16 protein-coding genes are annotated in these 11061 nt (G+C 44.0%); 12 read left to right on the forward strand and 4 right to left on the reverse strand.

Annotated elements, in window-relative coordinates; translation table 11 throughout:
• Positions 1 to 162: 162 nt before the first annotated feature.
• Positions 163 to 339, forward strand: coding sequence for a hypothetical protein (locus tag D1155_RS15640; RefSeq protein WP_201759614.1), 177 nt, complete (start codon positions 163 to 165; stop codon positions 337 to 339).
• Between the two features lie 222 nt (positions 340 to 561).
• Here the strand turns inward: D1155_RS15640 and D1155_RS14825 are convergent, their stop codons facing one another.
• From D1155_RS14825 to D1155_RS14840, 4 genes are read right to left on the reverse strand one after another with little or no spacing between them, the layout of a single operon-like run.
• Entirely contained in the window at positions 562 to 1005 is a 444-nt protein-coding gene (locus D1155_RS14825; protein ID WP_016304742.1) for a hypothetical protein, read from the reverse strand.
• Positions 1006 to 1032: 27 nt separating this feature from the next.
• Positions 1033 to 1581 carry an SMI1/KNR4 family protein gene (locus tag D1155_RS14830; RefSeq protein ID WP_160203194.1) on the reverse strand — a complete coding sequence of 183 codons (549 nt, stop codon included), beginning with the start codon at positions 1579 to 1581 and terminating at the stop codon, positions 1033 to 1035.
• 35 nt (positions 1582 to 1616) lie between these two features.
• Positions 1617 to 2417 (reverse strand): helix-turn-helix transcriptional regulator, encoded by an 801-nt coding sequence (locus tag D1155_RS14835; RefSeq protein WP_160203195.1) that lies wholly within the window; start codon positions 2415 to 2417, stop codon positions 1617 to 1619.
• Between the two features lie 36 nt (positions 2418 to 2453).
• Positions 2454 to 3173 carry an MBL fold metallo-hydrolase gene (locus D1155_RS14840; protein WP_016304739.1) on the reverse strand — a complete coding sequence of 240 codons (720 nt, stop codon included), beginning with the start codon at positions 3171 to 3173 and terminating at the stop codon, positions 2454 to 2456.
• Between the two features lie 245 nt (positions 3174 to 3418).
• On the opposite strand from D1155_RS14840, the gene D1155_RS16045 reads away from it, so the two are divergent.
• The 11 genes from D1155_RS16045 to D1155_RS14900 all read left to right on the forward strand — a co-directional run bounded on the left by D1155_RS16045 (position 3419) and on the right by D1155_RS14900 (position 10565).
• Positions 3419 to 3547: a hypothetical protein gene (locus D1155_RS16045; protein ID WP_256377095.1), complete on the forward strand. Its 129-nt coding sequence runs from the start codon at positions 3419 to 3421 to the stop codon at positions 3545 to 3547.
• Positions 3544 to 3957, forward strand: a complete 414-nt coding sequence (locus D1155_RS14850; protein WP_016304738.1) for a cysteine-rich VLP domain-containing protein — start codon at positions 3544 to 3546, stop codon at positions 3955 to 3957. Before D1155_RS16045 ends, D1155_RS14850 begins: the two co-directional genes overlap by 4 nt.
• Positions 3958 to 4068: 111 nt before the next feature.
• Positions 4069 to 4464: a replication initiator protein A gene (locus D1155_RS14855; protein ID WP_160203196.1), complete on the forward strand. Its 396-nt coding sequence runs from the start codon at positions 4069 to 4071 to the stop codon at positions 4462 to 4464.
• A gap of 173 nt (positions 4465 to 4637) precedes the next feature.
• Positions 4638 to 5579 (forward strand): MobV family relaxase, encoded by a 942-nt coding sequence (gene mobV, locus D1155_RS14865; protein ID WP_160203197.1) that lies wholly within the window; start codon positions 4638 to 4640, stop codon positions 5577 to 5579.
• Positions 5563 to 5775, forward strand: a complete 213-nt coding sequence (locus tag D1155_RS14870) for a hypothetical protein (protein WP_016304735.1) — start codon at positions 5563 to 5565, stop codon at positions 5773 to 5775. Before mobV ends, D1155_RS14870 begins: the two co-directional genes overlap by 17 nt.
• A 94-nt stretch (positions 5776 to 5869) precedes the next feature.
• Positions 5870 to 7381 carry a recombinase family protein gene (locus D1155_RS14875; protein ID WP_160203198.1) on the forward strand — a complete coding sequence of 504 codons (1512 nt, stop codon included), beginning with the start codon at positions 5870 to 5872 and terminating at the stop codon, positions 7379 to 7381.
• Positions 7382 to 7443: 62 nt separating this feature from the next.
• Positions 7444 to 7857 carry a hypothetical protein gene (locus D1155_RS14880; protein WP_160203199.1) on the forward strand — a complete coding sequence of 138 codons (414 nt, stop codon included), beginning with the start codon at positions 7444 to 7446 and terminating at the stop codon, positions 7855 to 7857.
• A gap of 509 nt (positions 7858 to 8366) precedes the next feature.
• Positions 8367 to 8738 (forward strand): hypothetical protein, encoded by a 372-nt coding sequence (locus D1155_RS14885; RefSeq protein ID WP_160203200.1) that lies wholly within the window; start codon positions 8367 to 8369, stop codon positions 8736 to 8738.
• Between the two features lie 34 nt (positions 8739 to 8772).
• Entirely contained in the window at positions 8773 to 9246 is a 474-nt protein-coding gene (locus D1155_RS14890) for a hypothetical protein (protein WP_207709535.1), read from the forward strand.
• Positions 9247 to 9503: 257 nt separating this feature from the next.
• Positions 9504 to 9983 (forward strand): hypothetical protein, encoded by a 480-nt coding sequence (locus D1155_RS14895; protein ID WP_160203202.1) that lies wholly within the window; start codon positions 9504 to 9506, stop codon positions 9981 to 9983.
• A gap of 336 nt (positions 9984 to 10319) precedes the next feature.
• Entirely contained in the window at positions 10320 to 10565 is a 246-nt protein-coding gene (locus D1155_RS14900; protein WP_161880244.1) for a hypothetical protein, read from the forward strand.
• Positions 10566 to 11061: the final 496 nt, after the last annotated feature.

Consider the following 11061-nt stretch of genomic DNA (forward strand, 5'->3'; position numbering starts at 1 on the left):
CGCAGACCGTGAAACGGGCTGCTGACAACAAACGGCGCTATGCTCCCAGTAAGGGGCATAGCGCCTGTTTATTGTGGTGGTATCCAAAGGGGGCAGCGCCCCATTTGGCACACGACTTTGCGAAGCAAAGTGTAGTGTGTTATACGCTCTGTCGGCGTTGCCGTGAAAATGCCGTTGCCGCCGGGGAGGGCAAGGGCATTTGAAGCGGCAGGAAAACAGGGCTTTGTTTGGGGCTGGGAAGCCGGAAACAAAGGGCTGGTTTCAGCAGCAGACAGGGCGTATATGAAAGCCCTCGTCCACCGTCCTCAGCCTATGGGACAAAATGTCCCAAACCTTTAGACACCGTGACTATATGTGTGGCCACACTCATTTATTTTAGTGGTCGTTCTTTTCTCAAAATTGAAATGGGCGGGAAGCCATTTTAGGGCTTTCCCGCCTTGATTGCCCATCAGCAAAGGCAGGCGGGGCTGTCAACGGCGGCGCATTTGTGCGCCGTTCATCTTGACCGTTGACTGGCTCGGCTGCCTTTGCTATCTCCCCCGATAAACTGAAAGTTTTAGATTAGTCCCACACGATTTCCAAACAATCGAAGTTATCTGGAATTGGTGGTACGCACGAATAAGTATTTAATTCAAATGCCTCTATTGTAATTACTCCATCAGAGCATAGCCATTCGCAATTTACTAATTTTTCTAATTCCGCAGGCAAAATGGTTGTGCAAATCACGATTGTATCTCCTGCAAGAACTAATTCTTCTTTCCCATTGTTTTCTACGATTTCTGTATCATCGTGGAGAGCAACACGCACCCATGCTATGTCAGGCATTAACTCAATCTTTTGTAGCATATTTCGTATTTCAGAAAGCGTTGGACGGCCAAATTCCCATTGGTTCGGAGCAATGGAATCCTCCTCTGTGTTTCCATCGAAAAATTCATCAAGCGTTAGTAATGGCAAGCGTTCTTCATTTTCTTCCAATATTTTTTTGAATGTATTCAACTCTATCATAGTCACAATTCTCCTCGCAAATCAGAATTAGTTGATTTTATCCTCTCCCCGGATTTTCTTGTTTTTCCGTTCTTCTAACTCCGCAATTTGGCTCATCAAGCAATCTGAAAAAGTCCCCTCAATCGGTGTAGCTTCTCCTGTTGTGTAGTAGTCAAGAAGGACTATGTTATTATTCTTGTCAAAACAAAATATTTCATCACCATTCCCTATAATGGACAAGAATGGGATAAAATCAGTAAAACCTTCATCGTGTAGTTCTTTCGTTTTTTCACGAATATCCAAAAAATCGGGTATTCCATTGGCAATTCCATAGACTATAATTCCTCGACAGAACGACCAAAATGGGCCTATGTCATATTGTTTCGCTTGTGGCCATATTTCTTCTCGAACCTCCATATAAAGCCCACCTAATGGGGACATAGTGAACTCTCTAAAATCAGCAGGAAGATTTATCCCATACTGATTTTCAAAATCCTTTATATCCTGCTCCGATGGCTCATTTCCCATACAAGCTACAACCTGATAAGTCTGCTTATCATAATTATGGAAATAATCATAAACTTTTTCCAATGACATAATATACCTCCTACAAAATGCGATTTTTTATTTTCTTACTTCCGTCCCCGCTGTGGGGTTGGTTTTTTCAGCAAGTCCGACTTCTGTGCAATCTTTTTCAGCCACTTCTTTTCTTCCCCGGACAGCTTCTTAAAGTTTAGCCGCAGCCGTTTGCAGATAAACGCCAAAGACGCTTGCTCCGGGTCACTGTCTGGGTTGGTAATTTTGGTAGCGGCTTCCAATAATCCTTTCAGCGGGTTATCCTCCGGGACGCTGAAAAAATCCTCCCTGTGGGCTTCCCGCAGGCCGGCGGCTATCTCGTCTATGTCCTGCTGGATTATGTAACGGCAAAAGCTGTCATCATCAATATGGGCAGCGATAAGCTGTCTTAACTGCGGGTCGGTCAAGCCGGGATTGTGCTGTTTCATAATCATTGCGCTCATAGCGTCCACAATGGCGTTTGCGCTCTGTACCTGCTTCACCGCCGTTCCGTTCACATAGATTTCAAGGTCGGCCATCAGCTTGATAAAATCCGGGTGCGCCGCCAATTCGCACAGCAGAGCATTGTCCACCTGCCCGCTTTTCAGCAGGTCAATCATTCCGTCACTCAAACGCAGGTCTGCAAGATCAGCGTTTGGGTGACGCTTCATTTCAGACAGCCCCAGCAGATAGTCGGTGGTCACGCCGTAAAACTTCGCCAGCTTGATAAGAGCATAGTGGCTGATGTCCTTAAAATCGTCCGCTTCATAACTGCCCAACGCAGACTTGGAGAGGTTCGTCTGCTCTGCAAGCTGTTCCAGCGTCAAGCCACGCTGCACACGCAGGTCTTTCAAGCGTTCTTGAATGGATAAAGACATTTTCTCGCCCTCCTTGTCTGTTCGATAAATCGGAAGTTAGTGAATCGGTAATAATTCCATATTTTTTGCCCGCTTTAGATTTATTTTAAGGTCGTCATATCCAAACGGCTTGCCATGTCCCGGATATATTAGATTTGGTCTAAGTGCGATGATTGTTTCCCAAGATTTTAGGAAATCCGTTTTATCCTCCGCCCAAATAGTTATTCTGTGTAAACTTGGCAATCCGTTCATAGCAGCGTCGCCGCAGAATAGAGAACCGTCATTAGTTAAAAGAGATATGGAATCGGCGGTGTGACCGGGAGTATCAATGATTTTTCCTTGCAATAAAAGTTCCACTTGCTTACGGTTTTGTTCGGTCACTTGAATACATCTACATGAATATTCTTGCGTTATTGGAGGAAACAAATGCTTGCCCTTGCCAACAAATTTCATTAAGAAACAAAAGAGCAAGGCAATCTTGGTTGTGCAACCGCCATGAAAAGAGTTTTGCCCTTTATATAATCTTTCTAACGCCTTGTCACTCATAACGATTTGAATGTCAGAGCATTCCGAGAGTATTTCATTCAAATAGCCTGCATGGTCATCGTGAGCGTGTGTCAGAAAAATATATCGTATCTGTTGAGGGGCTATTTGCATCTTTGCCAGTTGCTTTTTGAAATGTGCAAATCCTCTTTCATACCCTGTATCAATCAGTACATAGCCGTTGTCAATAGGATATATCCAATTATTTACTATCCTGCTTCCTGCATTGAGCATAGATGTTCTCTCTTTTCATTTATTTTCATCGGCGTCAACTTTCAATTTACTGTTCTGTATTTTCTCATTATACCACAATTCCGAGAGCGTGGAAATAGCGAGTTTTCCGGGCTGATTTCCTACCTCTTGGATATACGGCACAGGCAATCAAAAAAGTATACACTTGAGATAGTTCATCGATGGACAAGCCTCTTGAAAACTAAATGACCGTCTGAAAAGGAATACCCCGGCTGGGGAAGTGTGCTGTGACCCCGCTTCTGGACACCGTGACCAGAGAGGGTGAGCGTACCAACGCCGGAACACGCCGCAGGAATGGGGCAGGAAGCCTTTTCGGGGAAAACGGCAGCAAGAAGAACAATGGAGGGAGTGCATGAAAGAAAGACCCTATCAACATTTGCCACCGCTGGAACACAGGCCGGACAGCTTCCCCTACCGCATGACCCCGGCGCAGAGGAAGCGGGCCAGCAGCCTGATCCGCCGGGAGTGCTGCAACTGTGGTGGTGGAAACTGCTTTGCGCTGGACGATGGCGACACCTGCACCTGTCCGCAGATGATTACATTCTCCGTCTGCTGCAAGTGGTTCCGCTGGGCGGTCTTGCCGCTGGATAGGACGCTGGAAGCGGAGATTTACCGTGACTGTGCTTTGAAACGCTGCTCGGTCTGCGGAAAGCCCTATGTGCCAAAATCCAACCGGGGCAAATACTGCCCGAACTGCGCCGCCAGAGTACACAGGCGGCAGAAAACAGAAAGTGAACGGAAAAGGAGGTCTGCTGTGGACAGTTAAGGCGGAGAAAAGCCTTGATTTGCAAGGCTCCGCAAGCCCAAAACCGGGGCGGGCGGTATGTTTTATCGCCCACCCCGGAAAACGGGCTTCTAACCGTCCACAAAACACGCTATGACAAACACGATTTACATTCACCAGCCGGAGAAAGTCATCAGCTTCACCCGGCTCCCCAATTTCCTTTTTGAAGCCCCATCATTCAAGCCCCTGTCCAACGAAGCGAAGGTGCTGTACGCCTTTATCCTGCGGCGGGCGGAGTTATCCCGGAAAAACGGGTGGGCGGACGAATATGGGCGGATTTACCTGTATTACCCCATCTGCGAGGTGGTCGCCCTGCTCCACTGTGGGCGGCAGAAGGCGGTGAATACCCTGCGGGAGTTGCAGTATGCGGGGCTGGTGGAAATACAGAAACAGGGCTGTGGAAAACCCAACCGCATTTACCCAAAATCCTATGAAGCGGTTCCAAACACCGACTTCAAGAAGTCCGGCTGCGGTACGCCGGAGGGATGAAAACCGTACCCTACAAGTACGAAAATCAATCCTCTTGGAGTACGGAAACCGGACGATATATAGAAATACAGAGATTAAAACCATCTATTTATATCGATTCCATTCCAATCCTATCAGAGATATTTTCGGCGGGAAAACCCGCCGGAAAGGAATGGAATGGGGAAAGGAGTTCAATGGCGCAACACGCAATTTTGCGATTTGAGAAACACAAGGGCAACCCGGCAAGACCACTGGAAGCCCACCACGAACGGAAAAAGGAGCAGTACGCCAGCAACCCGGACATTGACACCAGCCGGAGCAAGTACAATTTCCATATCGTCAAGCCGGAGGGGCGCTACTACCATTTCATTCAGAGCCGCATTGAACAGTCTGGGTGCAGAACGAGGAAAGACAGTACACGCTTTGTCGATACGCTGATAACCGCCAGCCCGGAGTTTTTCAAGAAGAAATCCCCGGAGGAAATACAGGCGTTTTTCAAAAGAGCGGCGGACTTCCTCATTGACCGGGTAGGCCAGGAAAATATCGTGTCGGCGATAGTACACATGGACGAGAAAACGCCCCACCTGCATTTGACCTTTGTTCCGCTGACGAAAGACAACCGCCTGTGCGCCAAAGAAATCATAGGCAACCGGGCCAATCTGACAAAGTGGCAGGACGATTTTCACGCCTATATGTTGGAGAAGTACCCCAGCTTGGAGCGTGGGGAGAGCGCAAGCAAAACGGGAAGAAAGCATATCCCCACCCGGCTTTTCAAACAGGCGGTTTCCCTCTCCAAACAGGCGAGGGCGATTGAAGCCACGCTGGACGGTATCAATCCAATTAACGCCGGAAAGAAGAAAGAGGAAGCCCTCTCTATGCTCAAAAAGTGGTTTCCGCAGATGGAGAACTTCTCCGGGCAGTTGAAGAAATACAAGGTCACGATAAATGACCTCTTGGCAGAAAATGAAAAACTGGAGGCAAGGGCAAAGGCCAGCGAAAAGGACAAGATGAAAGGCGTTATGGAACGGGCAAAGCTGGAAAGCGAGTTACACAACATTCAACGGCTGGTTGACCGTATCCCGCCGGAAGTGCTGGCAGAGTTGAAGCGGCAACCGAACTATGGAAAGGAAAGGTGATTTTATAACGAATATCAGATACAAAAAGGAAACAGAAATCGTGACTTTTCAAGGAAAGGAAATCACGCTGGAAAATCTCTCCCCGGTATTTACACCGGAGCAGGAAGCGGCCAAACGCCGGGAACTGGAACAGCAGCTTTATGAGGTGTTCCGCAAGTACGCCGACAAGCGGCAGAAAGAGGAAGCCGGGGCGTAAGTTTTTCCAGCCACATCATTGATTTACGGGGCTGTTGGCGGTATAATAAGACTGTCAGCAGCTCCGTTTCTTTTTTAAGAAAAGGAGTGACAATATGAATAATCGGATAGACGCAATCTATGCAAGACAATCGGTAGACAAAAAGGACAGCATTTCCATTGAAAGCCAGATTGAGTTTTGCAAATACGAATTGAAAGGCGGTAGTTGCAGGGAATACACAGATAAAGGATACAGCGGCAAAAACACAGACCGCCCGAAATTTCAAGAGTTGGTGCGGGATATTAAAAAGGGCCTGATAGCAAAAGTCATTGTCTACAAACTTGACCGTATCAGCCGTTCCATTCTGGATTTCGCAACCATGATGGAGCTGTTCCAGCAGTACAATGTGGAGTTTGTTTCTTCCACGGAAAAGTTTGATACTTCAACCCCGATGGGCCGGGCCATGCTGAATATTTGTATCGTGTTCGCACAGTTGGAACGGGAAACGATACAAAAGCGGGTGACGGACGCTTACTATTCCCGCAGTCAGCGGGGCTTCAAGATGGGCGGGAAAGCCCCCTATGGCTTCCATACGGAGCCTATCAAGATGGACGGTATCAATACAAAGCGGCTGGTAGTGAAGCCGGAGGAAGCGGCAAATATCCGGCTGATGTTTGAAATGTACGCCGAGCCGACAACTTCCTATGGGGACATTACCCGGCACTTTGCGGAACAGGGCATTTTATTTAATGGCCGGGAACTGATACGCCCCACGCTGGCGCAGATGTTACGCAACCCCGTCTATGTGCAGGCGGACTTGGATGTGTACGAGTTTTTCAAGAGCCAGGGGACGGTGCTTGTCAATGACGTCGCCGACTTCACGGGCATGAACGGGTGTTATCTCTATCAAGGCCGGGATGTGAAGCCGGGCAAGGCCCAAAGCCTGAAAGACCAAATGCTGGTGCTTGCGCCCCATGAGGGGATTGTCCCCTCGGATATATGGCTGACCTGCCGCAAGAAGCTGATGAACAACATGAAAATCCAGTCCGCCCGGAAAGCCACCCATACATGGCTGGCGGGGAAAATCAAGTGCGGGAACTGCGGGTACGCCCTTATGAGTATCTTCAATCCCTCCGGCAGACAGTACCTCCGCTGTACGAAACGGCTGGACAACAAAAGCTGTCCCGGCTGTGGGAAAATCATCACGGCGGAACTGGAAGCGGTGGTGTATCGGCAGATGGTGAAAAAGCTGGACAGCTACAAGACACTGACGGGCAGGAAGAAAGCGGCAAAGGCCAATCCCAAAATCACCGCCCTGCAAGTGGAACTTGCCCATGTGGATAGCGAGATTGAAAAGTTGCTGGACAGTCTGACAGGCGCAAATAATGTGCTGCTCTCCTATGTGAATGTGAAGATAGCCGAACTGGACGGACGCAAGCAGGAACTTCTGGCGAAGATGGCGGAGTTGACCGTGGAAGCCATCAGCCCGGAACAGGTCAGCCAGATTTCCGGCTACCTCGACACTTGGAAGAACGTATCCTTTGACGACAAGCGGCGGGTGGTGGATTTGATGATTACCACCATTGCCGCCACAAGCGACAGCTTAAACATCACATGGAAAATCTGACGGGCATATCAGCGCCCGTCAGACCGTTACCTTGTGTAGTCCCTTGTAAACTGTACTTTGCTGTGGCAGTAATAATCTATTTCGTATCTCAAACTCCGCAGTATGAAACAGACGATCCGCTTCATGGTTCCTATCTGGTAGAAAATGAAGAAGAGGCAGAAATCATTCATCCGGCAAATTTTGTGATTTCGCTTACAGGAAATGGCGCGCCGTCTGAACTGCAGCAAGAAGCACAGAAAAATAGCGTCGATTTTTCAGAACCGTGGCTGTACTGTGCAAAAGAAAACAGAATTTTTCAGGCAGAAAAAGAAGGGGAGAAGCTTTTCATATACGAAAATGATGAAAAGATCGGAACTTTAACTTATTCTTGCAAAAGATTTTTATGGATTCAATATGACGAATCTTATGTGATGAATTGGCGAGGTACAAACCTTGACTTAGTTAAGATAATGCAGGTTCCTACTTTTGTGGGCTGATTCTGTTTATGACAACAGTATTAATGAGGAGAATAACAATTCGTTTCCTGTAAATTTATGTAAAATTTGACCGCTTTCCCGAAAAAACGCCCACTTTCCCGAAAGCTCTTGTATTTTGACAGTGAAGGTGGTAGGCTTTAGTCAAGGGAAGGGATTAGACCCTTAATCATATTGCATCGGGAGATATCAGAGACTCGATTTCTGATATCTTCCACTATCCAAAGCAGAGTGCATCAGAAAGATAATTTCTATAAGTATTCTTAAGAGACTAGCAGGGGTTTAAACAAAGGCTTAAAATTCCTTTTAACAAGAGGAGGCATAAGTAAGAGGATTGGAATGAGCAGAGAAACAAAAAATATTACCAAAGAGCTTAGTGCTTTGTGAAAATATCGAAAGGATGATATTTCTTATATATAAAGAAAGAGCTTTTAAGAAATATATCGTGATTGGAGCCACAGCACATATTTTAAGAAAAATCCTATATTTAAAATAAATTATATAATATAATTATGAAAAGAATGATTGCTCCAATGAGCATACAAAAAACTATTTCTGGGAATAAAACCCATAAAATTTTAGGAGAAGCTTATGGTCTTGCGAGCTTTGCTACACTGGGAACCGGTGAATATAAAGTCGATTTATCTTATAGTGTTGTAGTTAAGAACGGAAAAATTTCCAGTGTTTCTACACCAAAACTGAGTTTCCCTATGATGTCTGGGGGACTAAGTTATGACAATATTTCGATTAACAAAGTTCCGGAAACACATAAGGTAAGCGTTACTGCACGATACGATATTGTGAAAAAAGCGAACCTTGGAATGATAAACATTAAAGCAGAAACGGATACTGAAGTTTTTGGAGTTGCAGCATTACTTTCATAAATTAGTTGCAAAGATTGCTATGTGCCATAATAAAATGGCACATGGCAAAAATGAAAGGGAAAAGAAAATGAAAAAACTGATTTATGTATTTCCTATCATTCTGGTTTTCGGATTCATTGTTTACGACATTTGCATGTTAGTCAGTGATTTGAGGCTTTCGCCCGAAAATGGTTATTTTTCGCAAGAAAAATGGATGCAAATGTTTCACACACGAATTCTGGTTGTTGCGATTGGTCGATATGTGCGGCAGGCTGCAGTTTTGATTGCATGCATAGGAAGTTTATTCTTGGCATGGAAAGGGATTTATCGAGAGGTATCATTGAAAAAAACCTATAAAAATTTTGGAATGTCTATAGGTGTAATTGTCTTACTTGCGGGTATTTGCTCTGCTATTGATGGAGAATATGGTAATTTTGTGTATCCTATACCGCAATGTGTATTATGGATTTTGATTGTTTTGTTCCTTTGTTCTCGCGTTAATGAGGTTATAAACTTGCAAAAAAAATGAGGCAAAGGCAAACAAAAAGCAGATGCAGAAAGAAATAAATATTATCATCTGCAGAGATAGATATAAAGTATGGAATTGTGTTTAAAGTGTCTTATAAGCAAGAGGCGGGGAAAAAGACTGCAAATATTTCTGTATCATTCTTATTAACTTATAGGTTATTTTTGAATACAGATAGAACCGCTTCCATAAAAACCGGTACTGCGACAATATCGCATACTTCCTATTTCTGAGAAATATTAGCAAGAAAGGACTTGCTTATGGAAAATAAAAAAATCTTTGTTAGTGTATTCTTGATAATACTGTTAATCACAGTTGCAGTGTATGAGAAACATGTGAATGATGAGCATTCAGAATATAATCTTCAAGCGAGTTCGGCAAAAGAGGCTTTTGACAATTTCTGTGATTGTGCCCTGGGCGTTTTCGATGAGACTCTAACCAACTTCTCTGATTTGCAGCGAAGCTATACCAGAGTTATGGCGAATATGAAAGTGTGGGTGCGAAACCATTATGCTCATTGGCAGGCAAGAGATCTGCCTTATAATATAACCTACGAAGAGGAAGACGGTGACCCACTGATGGATACATATTTTGCAATTCCTGAGTTATATAGCGATATTGTCAACGCTTATTATCTGAAAGAGCCGGAATATGAAATAACTTTGACGAAAAAGCAGGTTGAAGAACGAGTCGCAGAACTTCGCAGTCAGATGGAAATTCACTGTGTGCCATTTTCATAAAATTTCCGTCATAAAGGATTTGACGTAGGATTAAGTATAAAGGTTAAAATTTTGTTCCGAGCCAAAATTTATTTTGGCTCGGAATTAGGTAGTATTCAGGGGATTTCAGCACTTGAAATCTTCTAAAGTGGTTTTGTTTATGGTTAATTATATATAAAATAATTATAACAAATTAAGGAATACTAATAATATATTAAAAAATGAAATACTATTTATTTTGGGTCGATATTCTGTTGGCCACATGTTAAGGTAAAGAGAGACAAAGTTTTGGTATAGATAATGCTGGAAATAAGTAAAAGCTGTATAGCAATGGAAAGAAGCGAGGAGGCAAAAGTTATGGGGCTGAAAAAGTTTTTTATGAACCGATGGGATTACAGTGCACTGATGTTTGCAATAAAGATTGTATTGGTATACGGTGCGGTGTGGTTGCTAGGAGTCTTTTTTAATTTGATTTTTCATAATACATTAACACGCGTGATTGTTGCAGTTTTAACAATATTTCACGCAATTGTACTTCCTCTGATTGGTGCTATAGCGTTAATTTATTTAATTAAAATTAACATGGAAAAACACGTCGATTAAACGTATTTGCCTAAGCACTAGGATAAAAATATTTGGAACTTTTCAGATGCTTCCGATAGGCTTGGTTAATATGGTGTTTTATTAGTACAGAGATGCCGAATCAGATGATACAGAAAACTTCAAGTAGCATGGGAACTAATTTGCGACAATTGAAAAAACGAAATATGTATCTTACATTGGGACTTTGCCCTATCATATGGTTTTCTAAAATTTGGAAACAATAACAACGAGTGGAAGTTCATCACAATCAATTAAAGGATATAATAGATTATCTTTTATGTAAAAAATGACCACTTATCCGAAAAAATGACCAGTTTTCCGAAAGTTTTTGTATTTTATCGGTGGAAATGTTACGCTGAATTTAAGGGAAGGAGGGAAAGTCAAGATGAAAGGAGAACGATTATGAAGAAGTTATTTGTATTATTTCTTTCAATTCTTTTAGTATTAATAACATGTTTAGTTTCGTTTGCAAATTCATCTGTGAGCAAGAAAACGA

Source organism: Anaerotruncus sp. 80 (assembly GCF_009936115.1).
In the GTDB taxonomy this organism is placed as follows: domain Bacteria; phylum Bacillota; class Clostridia; order Peptostreptococcales; family Anaerovoracaceae; genus Senimuribacter; species Senimuribacter intestinalis.

Excerpts from the sequence above, each read along its gene's own strand:
- D1155_RS14855 (WP_160203196.1), top strand. The coding sequence starts at position 4,069 with ATGACAAACACGATTTACATTCACCAGCCGGAGAAAGTCATCAGCTTC.
- D1155_RS14875 (WP_160203198.1), top strand. The coding sequence starts at position 5,870 with ATGAATAATCGGATAGACGCAATCTATGCAAGACAATCGGTAGACAAA.
- mobV (WP_160203197.1), top strand. The coding sequence starts at position 4,638 with ATGGCGCAACACGCAATTTTGCGATTTGAGAAACACAAGGGCAACCCG.
- D1155_RS14840 (WP_016304739.1), bottom strand. The coding sequence starts at position 3,173 with ATGCTCAATGCAGGAAGCAGGATAGTAAATAATTGGATATATCCTATT.
- D1155_RS14850 (WP_016304738.1), top strand. The coding sequence starts at position 3,544 with ATGAAAGAAAGACCCTATCAACATTTGCCACCGCTGGAACACAGGCCG.
- D1155_RS14835 (WP_160203195.1), bottom strand. The coding sequence starts at position 2,417 with ATGTCTTTATCCATTCAAGAACGCTTGAAAGACCTGCGTGTGCAGCGT.
- D1155_RS14825 (WP_016304742.1), bottom strand. The coding sequence starts at position 1,005 with ATGATAGAGTTGAATACATTCAAAAAAATATTGGAAGAAAATGAAGAA.
- D1155_RS14890 (WP_207709535.1), top strand. The coding sequence starts at position 8,773 with ATGGCACATGGCAAAAATGAAAGGGAAAAGAAAATGAAAAAACTGATT.
- D1155_RS14900 (WP_161880244.1), top strand. The coding sequence starts at position 10,320 with ATGGGGCTGAAAAAGTTTTTTATGAACCGATGGGATTACAGTGCACTG.
- D1155_RS14885 (WP_160203200.1), top strand. The coding sequence starts at position 8,367 with ATGAAAAGAATGATTGCTCCAATGAGCATACAAAAAACTATTTCTGGG.
- D1155_RS14870 (WP_016304735.1), top strand. The coding sequence starts at position 5,563 with ATGGAAAGGAAAGGTGATTTTATAACGAATATCAGATACAAAAAGGAA.
- D1155_RS14895 (WP_160203202.1), top strand. The coding sequence starts at position 9,504 with ATGGAAAATAAAAAAATCTTTGTTAGTGTATTCTTGATAATACTGTTA.
- D1155_RS14830 (WP_160203194.1), bottom strand. The coding sequence starts at position 1,581 with ATGTCATTGGAAAAAGTTTATGATTATTTCCATAATTATGATAAGCAG.